This window comes from Rhizobium zaerense, from assembly GCF_051810725.1.
GTDB lineage: Bacteria > Pseudomonadota > Alphaproteobacteria > Rhizobiales > Rhizobiaceae > Rhizobium > Rhizobium leguminosarum_I.
The window spans coordinates 2,924,029-2,943,179 of sequence record NZ_CM132690.1; the positions used below are offsets into that span (position 1 = coordinate 2,924,029).

The window sequence follows — 19,151 nt, forward strand, 5'->3', positions numbered from 1 at the left end:
TCTCCTTTACGACCGGGATGATCCGACCTAGTTTCATTGACGTCAATCTTGACGCAATTGATCAATGTGAGGCTCCGATGCCGTGGCTGACCGCCGAGGAGGTGCTGCAGGCGCTGAAGACCAAGCCGCAAACGCTGTATGCCAACGTCAGCCGCGGACGAATCCGCGCCAAGCCCGATCCCGCCGACCCGCGCCGCAGCCTCTATCAAGCTACCGATGTACAGCGGCTTGCCGAACGCCATGCCGGCCGCCGCAAGACCGAAACGGTCGCCGCCGAGGCGATCCGCTGGGGCGATCCGGTTCTGTCGTCGGCAATCTCCACCATCATCGGCGGACGGCTTTTCTATCGCGGAAAGGATGCGGCCGGTTTCGTGGAAGCCGCGACGCTCGAGCAGACGGCGGAACTGCTCTGGAACGGCGCGGAAACACTCCCTGGTGGCAACGAGACCCGCCATGCCTCGCCGTCGCTTCAGGCGGCATTCCAGGCGCTGGCAGGGCGGGTGACATCGGATCTGCCATCGCTCGGCCGCTCGCAGGCAGCACTTCGCCGCGAAGCAAGCGGCGTCCTCCGCACCATCGCCGATGCACTGGCGCCGGGGCCTTTCGACCAGCCGCTGCATCTCAGGCTTGCGATAAGCTGGCAGCGGCCGGATGCCGCCGATTGCCTGCGCCGCGCGCTGGTGCTGCTTGCCGATCACGAACTCAACGCCTCGACCTTTGCGGCGCGGGTCACGGCATCGGCGGGGGCGGCCCTTTCGGCCGCCGTGCTGTCCGGTCTGGCGACGCTGACAGGGCCGCTGCATGGTGCCGCCTGGCAAGGCGTCGACGCCTTGATAGAGACCGCTTCCACCATTGGGGCGGAGAAGGCGATCCGCCGCACGCTTGCCCAGGGCAATCGCCTTTCGGCCTTCGGCCATCCGCTCTATCCGGATGGCGATGCCAGGGCCTTGGCGCTGCTGTCGCACTTCCCCCTGCCGCCGCAATTTGCCGAGGTCCGGAAAGTGGGCGAGGAGATGGTCGGCGAGAAGGTCAACGTCGATTTTGCGCTTGCCGCAATGGCCGCCGCCTTCGATCTCCCGAGGGAGGCGCCGATCATCATCTTTTCGCTCGCCCGTTCCGTGGGTTGGCTGGCGCATGCTATGGAGCAGATCGACAGCGGCGAATTGATCCGGCCGCGGGCGCGTTATGCAGGACCGACGCCTGAAACGGGCACCAAAACTTAAGAATTCCGCCTCCGATTGCGCTGGTTAGCTTTTTTTGCCTAGGGAAATATCCGAATTCGGCTATCATGCTTCACATGGAAGAAGACGGTTGGCGGACGCTTTCGACAAGAGCCGTCCGCACGGTCAAGGGGACTTTCCATGAATATGACGTTTCGCAGCCAGCTTGCCGCCATACTCGCTGTCGGCCTCATTCCGCATGGGTCGGCCTTTGCGCAGTCTGCCGGCTGCACGGTATTGCGTGATGCCGGCGCCCGCCAGGTGCTGAGTTGTCCAGGCGGCGTCACTGTGACGGCAGAGGCCGGCGCTGCCTATAGCCTCGTCGACAGCAACCGTGACGGCAGCCCCGATTCGGCATCGCTGCGCCGCAAGGCCATCCTCGTCGATGTCGATAACACCCAGCACGCCGGTGGTTTCCAGGTCGTGACGCCGCAGGCGATCGCCGCCGTGCGCGGCACACAATGGGCTGTCGATGTCGCGGGCGGCAAGACCTCTGTGCTGGTCGTCAGGGGCAGCGTCGCGGTCCGCCGGCCGGCCGGCGAGGCAGTGGTGCTGTCGCCCGGCGAGGGCGTCGACGTCATCGGCGGGACCGAACCTCTCGTCGTGCGTCGCTGGCCAGCGCCGCGCGCCGCCGCCCTTCTTGCCCGGCTCGGCCAATAAATCCCATGAACCATCGCCCGCTGACCGTGATCGCGCTGCTGCTCGCCGGTCTTTGGGGAGCTGCGCTCGGCTATACCAATCTCGATGCCGGAAGCGGCCTTCTCGACCGGATGGAGGCCTCGCTTGCCGATATCCGCAGCGCCATTGTCGGTGCGAAGACACCGCCTCCCGTCGTCTCGATCGTCGCGATCGACGACCGCACCGCTGGGGCGCACGGCTATCCGCTCGATCGGGCGACACTCGCGCGCCTCGCCGACGCGATCACCGCGTTGAAGCCGAAGGTCCTGGCGATCGATATTCTGCTGGTCGATCCGGGTCCGGAGGCGGGTGATGCGGCGCTGACATTAGCCCTTCGCCAGGGGCCGAGCGTGATTGCAGCCGCGGCCACTTTTGCGCAAAGCAGCCAGCGGGTCACCGATGTGGCCGAGGATCCGCTTGCCGCGATCCCGGAGGCAAACCAGCTGCTATTGCCGCTTCCCCGCTTTGCCGAGGCTGCCGCGGTCGGGATCGTCAATGTCGCAACCGACCAGACCGGCACACCGCGCTTCATTCCGCTGATCTCGCGTGCCGCAGACCGGCTGGATCCGGCTTTTCCGCTGCGTGCCGCATCGGTGGCGCTCGGCGTTGATCCCAGGATCGAACATGACGCCATCATGCTCGGAAAGCTGCGTATTCCCACCGATATCGGCCAGCGTCTGCCGGTGACCTTCTATGGCGGGCACGGCAGCATCGCCACCTTCAGCGCCGCCGATGCGCTGGACGGCAAGCTTTCGGCGGATGCGGTGGCAGGCCGGATCGTCGTCATCGGTTCGACTGTCACCGGCGGCGGCGACGTCTACCCGACGCCGTTCGATCCCGTCATGCCCGGCGTCGAGGTAATGTCGACGGCGATCACCCATCTCGTCACCGGCGATGGCATGGTGCGTGACCACAGGATGCGGCTGATCGATGCCGCCACCGCCGTCGGACTGCCGATCGTGCTCGTGTCGCTGGTCGCCTGGCGCCGGAGTGCGGCAGGCTATCTCATCATCGTGCTGACGCTGGTCCTCTGGGCGATGCTCAATCTGTCGGCCTATGCACATGGCTACTGGCTGAGTGCGGCGCTGCCGATCGCCGCAGCGCTGCCGCCGGCGCTGATCTTCGGGGCGGCCGAGCTCTGGCTCGACCGCGGCCGCGCCCGCCATTTTGCCGAGCAGAGCGCGCTGCTGCAGCGCATCGAGGCACCCGGCCTCGGCGAGTGGTTGGCGCGCGATCCGAATTTCCTCGCCGCGCCTGTGCGCCAGAACGCCGCCGTCATCTTCATCGATCTCTCGGGTTTCACCGGCCTCAGCGAAAATGTCGGGCCAGTAGCGGTGAGCGAGATGCTGAGCGGCTTCTTCGAACTGGTTGACGAGGAGGCGCGGGCCCATGGCGGCGCCATCACCAGCTTCATGGGCGACGGGGCGATGATCCTGTTCGGCCTGCCGGAGCCTGCCGATGACGACGCCGCACGCGCCGCTGCCTGCGCGGTCAGCCTCTGCGAGCGCACACGAGCCTGGCTTCAGGCGCATGCTGGCTTTGCCCCGAAGAAGATTGGCTTCAAGGTCGGCGCCCATTGCGGCCCGATCGTCGCATCGCGATTGGGCACCGGCGACCGGCAGCAGATCACGGCGGCGGGCGACACCATCAATGTCGGCAGCCGGCTGATGGAGGTCGCCGCCCGCCATGGCGTCGAACTGGCGCTGAGCGCCGAAATCGTCCGCGCCGCCGGTCCCGATAGCGTGCTCACGCAGTCCGGCCGCATGGAGGGACCGTTGGAAACGGCGCTGCGCGGCCGGGCAAGCCGCATCGACGCCTGGCTGTGGCGCAGCCGCACACTTTGACAATCGCCGCGGGAGGGGCTAGGAACGGCGCAAATACCCCGCCGGCTGGCTCCGGCCATGGCGCAGCAACGCGCCTGACAGCTCCGAAAGATCGAACTCATGACAGAATTCAACGGCGTCGTTCCGGCGATCGCCAAGGCGTTGCAGAAGCGCGGTTACGCCGAACTTACCCCGGTGCAGAAGGCGATGCTCGATCCGGCGCTCGCCGCTTCCGACGCGCTGGTCTCGGCCCAGACCGGCTCGGGCAAGACCGTCGCCTTCGGACTGGCGCTGGCGCCGACGCTGCTCGAAGGCAGGGAGCGCTTCGGCAATGCTGGAGCTCCGCTCGCCCTCGTCATCGCCCCGACGCGCGAACTTGCCCTGCAGGTGAAGCGCGAGCTCGAGTGGCTCTTTGAGATGACCGGCGCGGTGATCGCCAGCTGCGTCGGCGGCATGGACATCCGCAGCGAGCGCCGGACGCTCGAACGCGGCGCCCATATTGTCGTCGGCACGCCTGGCCGGCTCTGCGACCATATTCGCCGCAGGGCGCTCGACATGTCGGAACTGAAGGCTGCCGTGCTCGACGAGGCCGACGAGATGCTCGATCTCGGCTTCCGCGAAGACCTCGAATTCATCCTCGACGCGGCGCCGGACGAACGCCGGACGCTGATGTTTTCGGCAACCGTGCCGGCGGCGATCGCTAAGCTTGCCAAGAGCTACCAGCGCAATGCCGTGCGCATCAGCACCGCGGCCGAGGAAAAGCAGCATATCGACATTGAATATCGCGCGCTGATGGTTGCCCCGAGCGACCGCGAGAATGCGATCATCAACGTGCTGCGCTATTACGAGGCGACCAATGCCATCGTCTTCTGCTCGACGCGTGCTGCCGTCAACCATCTGACGGCGCGGTTCAACAACCGCAATTTCGCCGTGGTGGCACTGTCCGGCGAGCTGACGCAGAACGAGCGCACTCACGCGCTGCAGGCGATGCGCGACGGGCGCGCCCGTGTCTGCATCGCGACCGACGTTGCCGCCCGCGGCATCGACCTGCCGGGACTCGATCTCGTCATCCATGCCGACCTGCCGACCAATCCGGACACGCTGCTGCACCGCAGCGGCCGCACCGGCCGGGCCGGACGCAAGGGCATCAGCGCCATGATCGTGCCGCTGAATGCACGGCGCAAGGCCGAGCGCCTGCTCGAGAATGCCGGTATTTCGGCTGCCTGGGCGCGACCGCCCTCGGCCGAGGAGGTCAGCGAGCGCGACGACGAGCGGCTGCTTGCCGATCCGATCTTCAACGAAACGCCGCAAGAGGAAGAGCAGGGGCTGGTACAGCAGCTTCTCGCCAGCCACGGCGCCGAAAAGCTCGCCGCCGCTTTCTTACGGCTTTACCGCACCAATCATTCGGCGCCGGAGGACCTCATCGAGGTTACCGTACAGGACGAGCGCAGCCGCAAGCGCCGCGACAATGCCGAGCCCTACGAGCCGGCGCAGAAGGGACCGCGCGAGGATTTCGGCGCCAGCGTCTGGTTCTCCGTCTCGGTCGGGCGCAAGCAGAATGCCGAGCCGCGCTGGCTGATCCCGATGCTCTGCCGCAACGGCAATGTAACGAAGCGCGAAATCGGCGCGATCAAGATGCAGCCCGAGGAAACCTATGTGGAGATCGCCGCGGCGAGTGCCGAAAGCTTCCTGGCGGCGATCGGTCCGAACAAGGCGCTCGAACGCGGCATCCGCGTGACCAGGCTTTCAGGCACGCCGGATTTCAGCCGGGCGCCTGCGTCAAAACCCTATGCCGGCAAGCCATCCCGTGACGACCGGCCGGACGATTCGTTCCGTGGCGAGCGGCCGAAGAACAAGTTCGGCAAGGGTCCGGGCGGCGGATATGCTGCAGCCGACAATAGCGGCGGGGACAAACGGGATAGCAAGCCCTGGAGCAAGAAGCCGGGCAAACCCGCCTTCGATGGCCCGACGTCCGACAAGCCGAAATACGACAAGCCGAAATTCGAAGGCCCCAGATCCGAAGGCCCCAAATATGAGGGCAAGGGCGGCGGCGCACCGAAGAATAAGTCTTCAAAGAAGAAGCCCGGCTGATTTTGCCGGCAGCCCTTCGCTGGTCCGGCGGAGGGCTTTGGGTCTTATCCCTGAGGGAGGCAAGGATGGTGATGGAAACGGCGATTCTCAGCGTTCCGGTTTTCAGTGCGCTCTGCAATGAGGCCTTCCGGCTGCGGCGCGCCGTTTTCGTGCATGAGCAGAAGGTTCCCGAAGCCGAGGAATTCGATGCCGACGATCTCAGCGCCCATCATCTCGTCGCCGTCATCGCGGGCGAAGTATCCGGCACGCTGCGAGTCATCTACGCCGAAGAACATGTGAAGATCGGCCGGGTTGCGGTTGCCGGCCGATGGCGCGGCCAGGGCATTGCAGCAGCAATGATCGGGCGAGCGATGGAACTGCATCGCGGCGCGCGCCACAATCGCTTCTATCTCACAGCGCAGGCCGACAAGCTGCCGCTTTACGAGCGTTTCGGCTTCTTTGCCTATGGCGCGGAATTTCTTGACGGTGGCATGCCGCATCTTGCCATGAAGAACTACTGAGCTTCGTCGGCAGGAGCGGACGACCATGAAACGCCCGGGCACGCCGCAACCCGATCCCGCCGCCTTCATTCAGGCCAACCTGCCGATATCACCCGTTCCATCCATCCCCGAGATCCGGCTCCATACGGCAGGACCTGCGAGCGGGCTCTGGCGGCTTGCCGGTCGTGGAGAGGCCGATCCGCCGCCTTACTGGGCCTATCCCTGGGCCGGCGGCGCGGTGCTTGCCCGCCATCTGCTCGACCGGCCGGAAATTGTGCGCGGCCGCCGGGTGCTCGATCTCGGCGCCGGCTCCGGGCTCGTAGCCATTGCCGTGGCCAAGGTCGGCGCAGCCACGGTGACCGCTATCGACATCGATGCCAATGCCGTTGCCGCGATCTGTCTCAACGCGGCGATCAACGGCGTGGATATCGCGACCGTCGCCGCCGATATCATCGAGGCTCAGCCACCAGCGACTGACCTTCTCGTGGTCGGCGACCTGTTCTACGATCCCTCGCTAGCCTTGCGGGTGATGGCCTTCTTGCGGCGTTGCCAGGCCGCCGGTATCGAGGTGCTGATCGGCGATCCCGCGCGCGACTACCTGCCGCAGGGCGAACTCAGCCGGATCGCCACCCATGCGGTTGCGGATTTCGGCGGGGGCACTGGCGGTCGTGCCGTGCCGGCGGGCGTCTTTGCGCCCTCCGGCAAAGCTGAAGGCGAGATTATGCCAGGAGGTCGGGCCGCAACAGCATGACCGGGCAGGGCGCTCCGGCTGGCAATTCCGGCGCATGCGGCGGGCGGATGACGAGGCAATCGGCTGCGGCGAAGACCTTCATCATCGAGGAATCCTGCTTGCCGAAAGGTTCGGCGAGCCAATGATCGGCGGCGGATTTCGAGAGCTTCGCCCTGATATAGTCCTGCCGGTGGTCGTTGGCGCGCAGCGTGACAGCCGCCTCCACCGTTGCCTCGCGCCGCACCGGCGGCAGGAAGGCGAGCTTGCGGATCAGCGGCTCCAGGAAGAGCAGCGAACAGACGAGGCTCGAGACCGGATTGCCGGGCAGGCCGAGCACATGCGTCTCGCCGAAGCTGCCGACCATCAGCGGTTTGCCGGGGCGCATGGCGATGCGCCAGAAATCAAGCTGCATGCCGGCTTCGATCAGCGTGGCCTGCACCAGATCATGGTCGCCGACCGAAGCGCCGCCGAGCGTGACGATCACATCGACCTTGGCGCCCCGCGCCATGTCGATCGCCGCGCTGATCTTGGTCTTGTCGTCAGGCACGATGCCGAGATCGAGTACATCAGCGCCGGCTTTGCGGGCAAGGGCTGCAATACCAAACGTATTGGATGCGATGATCTGTGAAGGGCCGGGCGTGCTTCCAGGCGGCAGCAGTTCGTCGCCGGTTGCAAGGATGGCGATCAGCGGGCGGCGCAGCACCTCGACATCAGGCCGGTTCATGCCGGCGGCGACCGTCAGCCGCGAGAAATCAAGCACGGTGCCGGCCGACAACACGGCTTCGCCTTCGGCGAAATCCTGGCCCCTGGGACGCACATGCTGGCCCTGCCGCACAGGGAAATTGGTTCTGATGCCGCCTTCGATCTTCTCGGCATCCTCCTGCAGCAAGACGCTATCGGCGCCCGGCGGAACAGGCGCGCCGGTGAAGACGCGGACGGCTTCACCCTGGCTGACGCTTCCCTCGAAGCCATGGCCGGCGGAAGACATGCCGATGACCTTCAGCTCGGCGCCCGGCTCCGGCGCGTCTTCGCGGCGCAGCGCATAGCCATCCATGGCGGAGGCATTGAAGGGCGGTTGGGTCAGGCCGGCCGTCAAGTCGACGGCCAGGACGCGGCCCTCAGCCTCGGCAAGCGGCAGCGTCTCGGACGCAGCAATGGGCTTCGCGCTGGAGAGCAAGCGGTTCAGGGCCTCGGCAACCGGGAGAAGATTCATCTTGCCTCCGGATGACGGAAATCGCCGGATTTTCCGCCGGACTTTTCAAGAAGTCTGATGCCGCCGATCTCCATTGTCTTGTCGACCGCCTTGGCCATGTCGTAGATCGTCAGACAAGCGACCGAGACGGCGGTCAGCGCCTCCATCTCCACACCGGTCTTGCCGGTCAGCTTGGCGGTTGCCGTAACGCGCAGACCGGGCAGGGTGGTATCTTCCTCGATCTCGACCGTGACCTTCGTCAGCATCAGCGGATGGCAGAGCGGGATGAGATCGGCGGTGCGTTTTGCCGCCATGATGCCGGCAAGGCGCGCCGTGCCGATGACATCGCCCTTCCTGGCATCGCCTTGGCGGATGAGAGCGAGCGTTTCCGCCGCCATCTTCACATGTCCCTCGGCAGTGGCGATGCGCACCGTCTCGGCCTTCTCGGAGACATCGACCATATGCGCCTCGCCCGAGGCCCCGATATGAGTTAGCTTTGGCTTTTGGCCGCTCATATCATTCGGCCGCGATAGCGGCTTCGCCAAAGAGCAGCGCGCGGGTGGCAGCGGCGACGTCGTCCTTGCGCATCAGGCTCTCGCCGACGAGGAAGGTATTGATGTCGACGGCCTGCAAGCGCTTGCAATCGGCGTGGGTGAAGATGCCGCTTTCGCCGACCAGCAGCCGGTCGTCAGGCACCATGGGCGCAAGCGCCTCGCTGACCGTCAGGCTGACCTCGAAAGTGCGCAGATTGCGGTTGTTGATGCCGATGAGCGGCGAAGAAAGTTTCAGTGCCCGCTCCATCTCCTCGGCGTCGTGGACCTCGACCAGCACGTCCATGCCGAGGCCGAGAGCTTCGTCTTGCAGGCGTTCGGCTTCATCGTCGGACAGCGAGGCCATGATCAGCAGGATGCAGTCTGCGCCCCAGGCGCGGGCCTCGTGCACCTGATAGGTTTCGAACATGAAATCCTTGCGCAGCGCCGGCAGCGCGCAGGCAGCACGGGCGGCTGTCAGAAATTCCGGCGCCCCCTGAAAGCTCGGCGTGTCGGTGAGCACCGAAAGGCAGGCGGCACCGCCGGCCTCATAGGCGCTCGCCAGCGACGGCGGATCGAAGTCCGGGCGAATGAGACCCTTCGAGGGGCTCGCCTTCTTGATCTCGGCGATCAGGCCGAAGCCGCCGGCATCACGCTTGGCAATGAGCGCCTTGTGGAAGCCGCGCGGCGCGGACTGGCCGGCTTGCATCGCCTTGAGATCGGCAAGCGACACTGTCGCCTTGGCAGCGGCGATCTCCTCGCGCTTGTAGAGTTCGATCTTCTTCAGGATATCGGTCATCGGGCAATCCTAGTCGATATCGTTGGAAACGGCGATGAGTTTGTCGAGGGCGAGCGCGGTGGAGCCACTATCCAGCGACTGCGTGGCCAGCGTCATGCCGTCGCGGATCGTTTCGACCTTACCCGCGATGACGAGCGAGGCGGCGGCATTGGCGAGCGAGATATCGCGATAGGCATTCTTGGCGCCGCCGAGCACCTCGCGAAGGGCTGCGGCGTTGGCGACACCGTCACCGCCCTTGATGTCGGCGAGCACGCAAGGGCTGACGCCGAAATCGGCGGGCGAGAGTTCAAAGGTGCGGATCTTGCCGTCTTCGAGTGCCGCGACTTTTGTAATGCCGGTCGTGGTGATCTCGTCGAGGCCGTCGCCATGGACCACCCAGACGCATTCGGAGCCGAGATCGCGCATGACTTCGGCAAGCGGCACCAGCCATTGCGGCGAGAAGACGCCGAGCAGCTGGCGGCGGACGCCCGCCGGACTGGAAAGTGGCCCGAGCAGATTGAAGATCGTCCGCGTGCCAAGCTCCACCCGCGAGGGGCCGACATGGCGCATGGCGGAATGATGCAGCTGCGCGAACATGAAGCCGACGCCGGCTTCGGCGATACAACGGGAGATGAGCTCGGGACCGACATCGAGCTTGACGCCGAGTGCCGCCAGATTGTCGGCCGCGCCCGATTTCGAACTCAGCGCCCGGTTGCCGTGTTTGGCGACGGGAACACCGGCGCCGGCGACGATCAGCGCTGCCAGCGTCGAGATGTTATAGGTGCCGCTGGCATCGCCGCCGGTGCCGACGATGTCGATCGCATCGGCCGGCGCCTCGACGGTCAGCATCTTCGAGCGCATCGCGGTCACCGCGCCGACGATCTCATCGACCGTTTCGCCGCGCACACGCAGCGCCATCAGGAAGCCGCCGATCTGCGAGGGGGTCGCCTGGCCCGACATCAGGATGTCGAAGGCGGCACGGGCCTCGTCACGCGTCAGCGGCTCGCGGCTTGCGGCCTTGGCCAGGAACGGCTTCAGATCGGTCATAAAGCCTCCTAGCGGACCGTCGCCTTTTCGGCGAGCGTCTGGTTGATCTGTGCCCCGTACTGCGTCTGCAGCAGGTTGACCATCTGATCGAGAATATCGTCGCCGGCGGCATTGGCCATGGCGGTGATCTGGGCATCGCGGTTGTTCAGTACATCGCCGGTCGGCTGGGTGTTGACCTCGGTGACCTTCAGCAGGATCTGGGTCGAGGGATTGGCGCCGACAGCACTTGCGACCGTATCGACCGGGCCGGAAAAGGTGGCGGTGACGCCGGCGCGGCCGAGGACCGCATCATCGGTGGAGCGGGTGATGCCACTCTTGCTTTCGACGGCAATACCGAGCGGCGTAGCGATATCTGCAAGTGTCTTGCCCTTTTGCGCCTCGGCCTTCAATTCAGCGGCCTTTTTGGCGAGTTCGGCCTTCTGCTGCTCCGCCGTCCAGTCCTCGATGGCTTTTTCGCGCACCTCGGCCACCGGGCGCTCGCGATCCGGCGTGATTTCGCGGACATTGAACCAGACATAGCCGTCATTGCCGATCGAAAGCGGCGGCGCATCGACGCCGACCTCGGTCTTGAAGGCTTCGCCGAGCAGTTGCTGCTTGGCGGGGAGATCCTTGACCTCCTTGCCGTCCTTGTCGGCGCCGGTCATATCGACGGCGTCGACGGCCACTGCGGTGAGCTTCAGCTGGCCGGCAATATCCTCGAGCGTGGAACCGCCCGCGCGCAGATCCTCGATGCGATCGTGAATGTTGATTACTTCCTGAGAGGCGTTGGAGAGCGCCAACTGCTTGCGGATATCTTCCTTCACCTCGTCGAAATTCTTCGTCGTTTCAGGCTTGATGTTGGTGACGCGCAGGATGACGGGTCCGAAGGAGCCGTCGACGACAGGCGTCGTACCGCCGTCGCGCGAAACCGCAAAGGCGGCATCGGCAACGGCCTGGTCGGGAACCTTGTCTTTGGTGAATTCGCCGAGCAGCACGTCGCTTGCCGTCTTGCCCTGGTCGGAGACCAGTTGGTCGAAGCTGGTGCCGCTCTTCAGTGCGGTTTCGGCGGCGGCGGCGAGATCCTTGCTGGCGAAGGTCAGCTGTTCGATGGTGCGGCTTTCCGGTGTGCGATAGGTATCCTTGCTCTTATCGAAGGCTTCGTGGATCTGGTCGTCGGTGACGGTCGCCGCATCGGCGATATCGGCGGGCTGCAGCTTGAGGTAGACGAGCTTGCGGTATTCCGGCGCACGGTAGCGCTGCTTGACACCCTCGAACCACGTCGCCAGTACGTCGTCGGCGGGCGCCTTGATCGGCTCGATATTGGCGTTGGTGAGCAGCAGGTAATCGATACTGCGGCTTTCATCGCCATAGAGCTTCAGCGCGTCGACCAGCGTCTTCGGCGCCGTGAAGCCGTTGGAGATGGCATCGACGACCTGGCTACGGACTGCGACCTTGCTACGCTCCTTGATGTAATCGTCCTGGCGGATGCCGGCATTGCGAAGACGCGAGACGAAGAGTTCGCGGTCGAACTGGCCGTTGACGGCCTTGAAAGCCGGATCGTCGGCAATCAGCTGGGCGAGGCGATCCTGCGACAGGCCGAGGTTCATGTCTTCGGCGAGTTGGTCGAGCGAGGCGCCGGCGACGAGCTGGGCGAGCACCTGCTGCTCGATGCCGAAGGCGCGGGCCTGCTCGGGGGTGAGGCGGGTGCCGAACTGCTGGCTGACGCTTGCCACCTGGCGCTGATAGGCGAGGTGGAATTCGTTGACGTCCACATGCTGATCGCCGACGGTCACGACCGTGGTGCTGTTGCTGCCCGTGATCAGCGACCGGGAGACGCCCCAGATGCCGAAGGACGCGACCAGCAGAAGCATCAGCAGCTTGGCGACCCAGGTCTGAGCAGCTCTTCTCAGGATGTGGAACATAGAAACGCAAACCTCGCAGTATCATTGACCCGCGCGCGGGCGGACATTCGACGTTCCTTAAAACAAACCCGACAGGAAATGAAGGGTTTGTCGCGCGAAAAGCTGCACAAGGCGGCCGCTCCGCCGCCGCGGCGTTGCGGCGAACAAAAGATCGGCTCCGACGGAACCTTTCGGGCCACCATTTCGTTGAAGCGGCATCCCATGAAACAGGAGCAGACCATGGCAGAATTGAAAACCGCTTCCGCCGAATCCACCGCCGCGCGCGTCAAGGCTGATATAGCAGCAGACGATCTGTCGGCGCAGGTCGCAGCCCTTCGCAACGATCTTTCACGCCTGACGGAAAGCGTGGTGGCGCTGGGACAGGGGGCGAAGTCGGCCGTGACCGACGAGGCTTCGCTGATGACGGAACGGCTGCGCGATAAGGTGCGCGAAGAACCGCTCATGGCACTCGCGGTGACGGCAGGCATTGCCTACGTGTTCGGCATGCTCAGCCGCCGCTGAACGGGAATTCAGGCTGAGGAAAGGCCGGACGTCATGGACGCCCGGCTTTCAATATTTCCGAGGACAGCAAAAGCCACAGAGGCCAGCTTTTGCGACCGGTTCAACGGCGGATGACGCGCCCGATCGCGATCAGGATGCAAGCACCGACGAAACCGGTGATCAGATAGCCCAGCCAACCGGCAAGCGGCTGGATGTGCAACAGGCCCAGGACCCAGTTGGCGACGATGGCGCCGACGATGCCGAGCAATATGTTCATGAGCAAGCCCATGCTGCTGCTCATGACCTTTTCCGCCAGCCATCCGGCGATGCCACCGATGATGATGGCTGCAATCCAACCCACGCCTGCGTTTTCCATGGTTATCTCCCTCCTGGCAAAACGAGTCACAGAATGCACGAAACGACAGGAAGTTCCACTCCCAGTTACTGAGACCGCTTGCAGGCTCAGTAACTTATGTGACTCACGGCAGCAGGGTGACCGGAGAGTGCAGCGCGTGGGCGGCAATCTGGAACAGGAGGCCGGCAATGGCCAGCATTGCGAAGCTGAACGGCATAATCAAGCTTTTGCTAAACATCTTTCCTCTCCCGTTTTGCGTAAAGCATAAGCGGAAGCTGACTGAGCGCAACAATATTGTTAACGGATAGTTAAGGCTGGCAATTAATTAATATTCAATACATTCACGGTTGTTGTAATACTTTCGGGTGGCGAAACGTTTCTTCTGCAGCCTTGCCGTGTTAGCTGACGATCATCTGCGATCTTTGCGCTCCAGGCCTTCCGGTCTGCGACGGCTCGTCGACATTGACTACAGAAACAGTTGCACCCGAAGATGCAACTGCTTCTGCGGATCGCAGGCAAGCGGGCCGGAAACAGCCGGCGCTGTTCCGGTGATCACACGCCGCCGGCGGGCAATCAGGTTCGGTGAACGATCAGCATGAAGAAGAGGAAAGATGCCGTTGCGACCGTTGCGGCGAAGGCAATCTGATAATCCATGTCATTAACCCCGGTTTGGACAGCTCCCGTTAACGCCTGCGGCGTCGCGGGGTTCCATGCCGCCAGTTCGCGCCTGTTACCTGCGGATTGATTTTGCCGAAGAATGCGTCATCTTCCCTAGAACAGGATGATTTTAGGTCCAGTCAGTCTAAAATCCTGATCTAAATTGAGAGTTAGAGCATGATGTCGTCCGAAACGGCTGACACTTTTGGCATCATGCTCTGAAACGCCATCCAATCCGGGGAAAACATTTGATGTCAAAAGCTGCAATCGCCATCGCCTGCATCTGCCTGCTGACACTTTCGGGCTGCGGCAATACCGCATACGGGCTGAAGAAGGATGGACAGGAAGCGAGCCACGCAATGGACGACGCGACACATCGGGTGCTTTCCGCCGGCGCCAAGAAGTGATGCAGGCGACGGAATAAAAAAGCCCGCCTGGGGTGAGGCGGGCTTAGGATAACAGGGAGAATGGACGGATAGACTCCGCCTCCACTAATAAAGCACTTCCTTAATCGTGTGGCTTTACGTCATTCGACGTAACTGCGACCGGCAACGACCCGATGCGACCATGATTCGGAATCGAATCAGAGATACCGGGATCGAATCAATGATATTGGATCGGATCAGAAGTTGCCCCAGTTTTGGGCGCGGGCACGGGCGCGGATAATCCGGTATTCGCGACCGCCATAGAGCGAGCCGATTGTCAGCAGAAGTGTCAGGACGTCCCAGAAGATATGCATGGTGCCCTCTTAGGTTGGACGGTCCCGCCGCCGATCGGTGAAGATATAATAGCAATCTTTCGGATGTGCTTATATGACAAGAAATCGGGATGAGCGGAGAAGCGGGCAGGGCGCTTCCGCAAGGGAGAGGCGGCATCGCCGCCTTGGAGCAGCAAAGTGAACAGATTACCGGACGGCGGCTCATGACGATTTTCACCGTCCGCCACATCACGTCCTATCGTTACGTCAGGGAGGTCGGTTTCGGCGAGCATCGCTTGATGTTTCGACCGCGCGACAGTTTCGACCAGCGGCTGATCGAAGCGTCGTTGACGATCTATCCTGAGGAAAGTCATGTGCGCTGGATCCACGATGTTTTCGGCAATTGCGTGGCGCTCGTCGATATTTCGAGGCCGGCGTCCGAGCTTCGTTTCGAAACCTGGATCACGCTTGATCATACGCCCCAGGTCGCGCTGGATCTTAAGGTGGACGACGAGGCGCTGACCTATCCATTCTCATACGAAAAGGATGAGATTGCCGATCTGACGCCGGCGATGCAGCGCCATTATCCAGATCCGAACGACGAGGTCGGACGCTGGGCGCGCCAGTTCGTGCGCCTTGGGCGTCCAACCGAGACCGGGCATCTGCTGATGACGCTCTGTTACGCCATTCGGGAAAGCTTCGTCTATGCGCGGCGCCAGGAACATGGGACGCAGACGCCGGTCCAGACCTTGCGGCTTCGTTCCGGCACCTGCCGGGATTTCGCGCTTCTGATGATGGAGGCCGCACGCGTCCTCGGCCTCGCGGCACGGTTCGTCACGGGCTATGTTTATGTTCCCGACCGGGACGGCTCCACCGTGCTCGGGGGCGGCTCCACGCATGCATGGTGCCAGATTTATCTTCCAGGCGCCGGCTGGACGGAGTTCGATCCGACCAACGGGATCGTCGGTAACCGCGATCTCATTCGTGTCGCCGTTGCCCGCGATCCGCGCCAGGCAGTCCCGTTGAGCGGCAGTTATGACGGGCATGGGAAGGATTTCGACAGCATGACGGTGCAGGTGAACGTCACCACAAGGCCATATGGCTAGCCATGCGGTGACGGTCCCGGGCTTGCGGGAACCGGGTCGCGCGATCAGCGTTCCCTACTCACCTCTGCCAAAGCAGAGACGCGACAAGGAAGCCACAATGAAGATACGCGCAGGGTTTCATCTGGGCTACGAATGCACGCAGCCAACGCCGATGCTGCTCGTCCTCAATATTCACCCCTCCCGTCGTGCCGATCTTCTCAGCGACCAGATCCTGACATTCGACCGGCCGATCGAGGCCTGGAGCTATACCGATGTGTTCGGCAATGCCTGCAGCCGGATCGTCGCCCCGCCGGGACTGACAACGATCTCTACGGAATTCGAGATCTACGACAGCGGCCAACCCGACATCGTTCCCGACGATGCTGTCCAGCACGCAATCAATGACCTGCCCGACGATGTGCTGGTCTTCCTGCTCGGCAGCCGCTATTGCGACACCGACAGGCTTGCTGATTTCGCGTGGGCCAGGTTCTCGTCAACGCCGCTTGGCTGGGCGCGCGTCAAGGCGATCTGCGATTTCGTCCATGATCATATCACCTTCGATTACCTGAAGGCCGACGTCCTCAGGACCGCGCATGGCGGCTTCACCGACAAGGCGGGCGTCTGTCGCGACTTTGCCCATCTCGCCATCGCGCTTTGCCGATGCATGAATATCCCGGCCCGATATTGCACGGGCTATCTCGGCGATATCGGCGTTCCGATCGATCCCAATCCGATGGATTTCAGCGCCTGGTTCGAGGTGTTTCTCGGCGGTCACTGGCATACGGTCGATGCCCGCCACAACACGCCGCGCATCGGCCGGATCCTGATGGCGACCGGCCGCGACGCCACCGACGTCGCCATGTCGACGGCCTTCGGCCCGGCAACGCTTTCCCGCTTCGAGGTGATCACCGAGGAAGTACCGCAGGAGGCGGTGAAGGCCGACTGATCGCGGGATCGCGGGCGAGGGAAATTCTATGCCTTCTTCAAGCAGGCGGGCCGCCGAACCAATTCCGAAGGCGCATGATCGGCGCCCGGTATGAACATGCGAGTACCAGATGCCCGGAAGTCAATTGGACTCGAGCTTGCCGGTCCAGCGGTTTCGCCCCTTCCAATATGAGCATTCCGGGCAGGGCTCGCCGACCGGATAGTCGATTCCCTCCTCGTGGGGGCACCCGATGATTCCTTCCGCCATCACCACCGATTTCACCTCATTCTCGCGCAGGAATGCCGCGATCTCGGTGATAACGGTCTCGTCCATCCTGAGATCGCCGGTTTCGGCAAACCATTGGCGCAGATCGAGGGGATCCGCATGCAGCGCCGGCATGATGCTGACGGCGGCCTTGCTGGCGCGGCGGTTGTCGGGCCCATAAAAGGCGATCGTGCCCATGGGGTAACCGCGGTTACCGCGCTTGCTCTTTTTCTCGAGCCATTTCCGTGGTTGCCAGCCTAATTTCATCGTCGCTGCTCGCTTTTTCAGTGGTTTGTTATTCTATTATCCATCCTAATTCGCAGGGTAAAGTTCGGTAGCAATGAAAATGGGCCGAGGATATGGCGGGCAAGAGACAATGGATCAGGACACGGAGCGAGAAGCCGGCTCCGGCCGACAATCTTGAGAAGCAGGCGATTATCGCGGCCTGCGAGGCCTTCATTCGAGCTGTTCTGAAGCCGCGTTTCCTGCCTGAGATCCGGCCAACCGAATGGAACTACGTCGTCGATATCAGAGGCTCGTGGGCGGGAAATCGGTATCGGTTCATGCAGCGCTACAGATCCGGCTTTGAGAACAATCGCGGCGAGGAGTTCGATGCTCCCTTCGCCCGCATCGACCGCATGGGACCCGATCGGTTCGATATCTATTGGATGCGGCACACAGGCAAATGGTGGCGGCTTCATTCCGGCGTAACGCTTGCCGAGGCTCTGCAGATCCTCGAAACTGACGGCGTGCTGCATCCGGTCTGATCAAGACAGAACGGCGCCGCAGACTGCAACCGCCTTCGTCCACGATGAAATCTCGACCACCACGGCCATGAGCGAATATCAATATTACGAATTCCAAACGATCGACCGCCCCCTCAGCGGCGCGGATCGCCACTCTCTGCGGGAGCTATCGACCCGGGCGCGGATCACCTCCACGAGCTTCACCAATTCCTACGAATGGGGCGACTTCAAGGGTGACCCGGCCAACCTCAAGGAGCGCTGGTTCGACTTGCACCTCTATCTCGCCAATTGGGGTACGAGGCGCCTGATGATCCGCTTGCCAAAGCGGCTTGTCGACCAGCAACGCCTCGACGGATTTCTCAGCGCGGTCGATGGCGCCGATCTCACGACCTCAGGCGAAAACCTGATCCTCGACATAATATGCGAGGAAGTGGAATCCGACGCTGATTGGGAAGAGGGGCCGGGCTGGCTCACGGCGCTGGCGCCATTGCGCGCGGCGGTGCTGAGCGGTGATCTCAGGCTTTTCTATCTCTTGTGGCTGATGGCTGTTCAGGCGGGGACGCTCGGGCCGGAGGAGGTGGCGCCACTGCCGGGGCTAGGCCCGATGACCGATGCGCTTGAAGCCTTCGCGCAATTCTTCGGTCTCGATGCCGACCTCGTTGCCGCGGCCGCCGAACGCGCGGCCGAGACGACATTGGCCGGCTCCAAGGCATCGGATGCCGTCCAAAGCTTTGTCGCCGCCTTGCCCGACAAAGAGAAGACGATGATGCTCGTCCGTCTGATCGAGGGCGATCCGTATGTGGCAAGCGAGTTGCAGAAAAGCGCCCGCAGCTTCTTCGCCGCGGCCTCCGCAGCCAAACCGGACGCCGCCCCGCCCACGGTCGCGGAACTGCGAGCCCATGCCGGCGAGATTCGCCATATCCGCGAGCGCAAGGAAAACGAGCGGCTGGCGGCGGAACGAAAAAAGCGGGAGGCAGAAGAGGCCCGCGCCCGCCGCGCGCGGCTCAACGCGATCATCCAACGGGGCGATGCAGTCTGGCGCGAGATTGAGACCGAGATCGAGCGCCGCAACGCCTCCGGCTATGACAACGCCGCCAGCCTGCTCGCCGACCTGAAGACGATCGCCGAACAAAATGGCGGCACTGCCGATTTCACCCGCCGCCTACATTCGATCCGTGAACGCCACGCTCAGAAGGGGCGCTTCATCGAGCGGCTGAACGCTTTCGGCTAGCCCGCGCGAGCGCAGCTCAGACCGCGCGAGCGCAGCTCAGACCAAGGTCCAATCCATCCCGGACTTCATGCCCATAGCGACTCTCGGTTAATGCGATAGCTTCCTGCGCCATGTGCGGAGGTGTTCGGAGTTTTTGCTATGACTAAAATAATCGTTGCGGGGATGATACTGACGCCGCTTATCTTCTGGGGTTCTATTGGCGTCCTGATCTACGCGTACTTCTCGTGAGGGCTGCCCGGCGA

19 protein-coding genes are annotated in these 19,151 nt (G+C 63.2%); 12 read left to right on the plus strand and 7 right to left on the minus strand.

Features of this window, described 5'->3' with window-relative positions:
• Positions 1 to 77 precede the first annotated feature (77 nt).
• The 6 genes from ACS4RR_RS14145 (at position 78) to ACS4RR_RS14170 (ending at position 7,042) form a co-directional block, all read left to right on the plus strand.
• Positions 78 to 1,223 carry a citrate synthase gene (locus ACS4RR_RS14145; RefSeq protein WP_222385056.1) on the plus strand — a complete coding sequence of 382 codons (1,146 nt, stop codon included), beginning with the start codon at positions 78 to 80 and terminating at the stop codon, positions 1,221 to 1,223.
• Positions 1,224 to 1,361: 138 nt separating this feature from the next.
• Positions 1,362 to 1,880 (plus strand): FecR domain-containing protein, encoded by a 519-nt coding sequence (locus ACS4RR_RS14150; protein ID WP_456188926.1) that lies wholly within the window; start codon positions 1,362 to 1,364, stop codon positions 1,878 to 1,880.
• A 5-nt stretch (positions 1,881 to 1,885) separates the two neighbouring features.
• Positions 1,886 to 3,742, plus strand: a complete 1,857-nt coding sequence (locus tag ACS4RR_RS14155) for a CHASE2 domain-containing protein (RefSeq protein WP_222385054.1) — start codon at positions 1,886 to 1,888, stop codon at positions 3,740 to 3,742.
• Between the two features lie 99 nt (positions 3,743 to 3,841).
• Positions 3,842 to 5,812 carry a DEAD/DEAH box helicase gene (locus ACS4RR_RS14160; protein WP_222385053.1) on the plus strand — a complete coding sequence of 657 codons (1,971 nt, stop codon included), beginning with the start codon at positions 3,842 to 3,844 and terminating at the stop codon, positions 5,810 to 5,812.
• Between the two features lie 65 nt (positions 5,813 to 5,877).
• Entirely contained in the window at positions 5,878 to 6,312 is a 435-nt protein-coding gene (locus tag ACS4RR_RS14165) for a GNAT family N-acetyltransferase (RefSeq protein ID WP_222385052.1), read from the plus strand.
• 25 nt (positions 6,313 to 6,337) lie between these two features.
• Complete coding sequence (locus ACS4RR_RS14170) at positions 6,338 to 7,042, plus strand: class I SAM-dependent methyltransferase (protein WP_456188927.1); 705 nt, start codon at positions 6,338 to 6,340, stop codon at positions 7,040 to 7,042.
• On the opposite strand, the gene ACS4RR_RS14175 is transcribed toward ACS4RR_RS14170, so the two are convergent.
• From ACS4RR_RS14175 to ACS4RR_RS14195, 5 genes are read right to left on the minus strand one after another with little or no spacing between them, the layout of a single operon-like run.
• Positions 7,011 to 8,234, minus strand: a complete 1,224-nt coding sequence (locus ACS4RR_RS14175; protein WP_222385050.1) for a molybdopterin molybdotransferase MoeA — start codon at positions 8,232 to 8,234, stop codon at positions 7,011 to 7,013. The two genes, ACS4RR_RS14170 and ACS4RR_RS14175, sit on opposite strands and share 32 nt — an antisense overlap.
• Positions 8,231 to 8,728, minus strand: a complete 498-nt coding sequence (gene moaC / locus ACS4RR_RS14180) for a cyclic pyranopterin monophosphate synthase MoaC (protein ID WP_222385049.1) — start codon at positions 8,726 to 8,728, stop codon at positions 8,231 to 8,233. The genes ACS4RR_RS14175 and moaC overlap by 4 nt, the downstream gene beginning before the upstream one ends.
• A gap of 1 nt (position 8,729) precedes the next feature.
• Complete coding sequence (gene trpC, locus ACS4RR_RS14185) at positions 8,730 to 9,542, minus strand: indole-3-glycerol phosphate synthase TrpC (protein ID WP_222385048.1); 813 nt, start codon at positions 9,540 to 9,542, stop codon at positions 8,730 to 8,732.
• Between the two features lie 9 nt (positions 9,543 to 9,551).
• Positions 9,552 to 10,568 (minus strand): anthranilate phosphoribosyltransferase, encoded by a 1,017-nt coding sequence (gene trpD, locus ACS4RR_RS14190; RefSeq protein WP_222385047.1) that lies wholly within the window; start codon positions 10,566 to 10,568, stop codon positions 9,552 to 9,554.
• An 8-nt stretch (positions 10,569 to 10,576) separates the two neighbouring features.
• Positions 10,577 to 12,469 carry a peptidylprolyl isomerase gene (locus tag ACS4RR_RS14195; RefSeq protein WP_456188928.1) on the minus strand — a complete coding sequence of 631 codons (1,893 nt, stop codon included), beginning with the start codon at positions 12,467 to 12,469 and terminating at the stop codon, positions 10,577 to 10,579.
• A 219-nt stretch (positions 12,470 to 12,688) separates the two neighbouring features.
• Between ACS4RR_RS14195 and ACS4RR_RS14200 the strand changes: the two genes are divergently transcribed.
• Entirely contained in the window at positions 12,689 to 12,970 is a 282-nt protein-coding gene (locus ACS4RR_RS14200; RefSeq protein ID WP_026154158.1) for a hypothetical protein, read from the plus strand.
• A 100-nt stretch (positions 12,971 to 13,070) separates the two neighbouring features.
• Here the strand turns inward: ACS4RR_RS14200 and ACS4RR_RS14205 are convergent, their stop codons facing one another.
• Entirely contained in the window at positions 13,071 to 13,325 is a 255-nt protein-coding gene (locus tag ACS4RR_RS14205; protein ID WP_162117140.1) for a GlsB/YeaQ/YmgE family stress response membrane protein, read from the minus strand.
• Positions 13,326 to 14,212: 887 nt separating this feature from the next.
• On the opposite strand from ACS4RR_RS14205, the gene ACS4RR_RS14210 reads away from it, so the two are divergent.
• From ACS4RR_RS14210 to ACS4RR_RS14220, 3 genes are all read left to right on the plus strand, one after another.
• Positions 14,213 to 14,368, plus strand: coding sequence for a hypothetical protein (locus ACS4RR_RS14210; RefSeq protein WP_017964370.1), 156 nt, complete (start codon positions 14,213 to 14,215; stop codon positions 14,366 to 14,368).
• A gap of 514 nt (positions 14,369 to 14,882) precedes the next feature.
• On the plus strand, positions 14,883 to 15,764 hold the full coding sequence (locus ACS4RR_RS14215; protein ID WP_456188929.1) for a transglutaminase family protein: 882 nt from the start codon (positions 14,883 to 14,885) through the stop codon (positions 15,762 to 15,764).
• A 97-nt stretch (positions 15,765 to 15,861) separates the two neighbouring features.
• Entirely contained in the window at positions 15,862 to 16,689 is an 828-nt protein-coding gene (locus ACS4RR_RS14220) for a transglutaminase-like domain-containing protein (protein ID WP_222294879.1), read from the plus strand.
• A 120-nt stretch (positions 16,690 to 16,809) separates the two neighbouring features.
• Here ACS4RR_RS14220 and ACS4RR_RS14225 read toward each other — a convergent pair whose 3' ends face one another.
• A complete protein-coding gene (locus ACS4RR_RS14225; RefSeq protein WP_260110866.1) occupies positions 16,810 to 17,130 on the minus strand; it encodes a hypothetical protein in 321 nt (106 codons plus the stop codon).
• A 161-nt stretch (positions 17,131 to 17,291) separates the two neighbouring features.
• Between ACS4RR_RS14225 and ACS4RR_RS14230 the strand changes: the two genes are divergently transcribed.
• Together ACS4RR_RS14230 and ACS4RR_RS14235 are read left to right on the plus strand one after the other, a co-directional pair.
• Positions 17,292 to 17,699 (plus strand): DUF3024 domain-containing protein, encoded by a 408-nt coding sequence (locus ACS4RR_RS14230; RefSeq protein ID WP_456188930.1) that lies wholly within the window; start codon positions 17,292 to 17,294, stop codon positions 17,697 to 17,699.
• A gap of 67 nt (positions 17,700 to 17,766) precedes the next feature.
• Complete coding sequence (locus ACS4RR_RS14235) at positions 17,767 to 18,909, plus strand: hypothetical protein (protein WP_456188931.1); 1,143 nt, start codon at positions 17,767 to 17,769, stop codon at positions 18,907 to 18,909.
• The last annotated feature ends 242 nt before the right edge of the window (positions 18,910 to 19,151 follow it).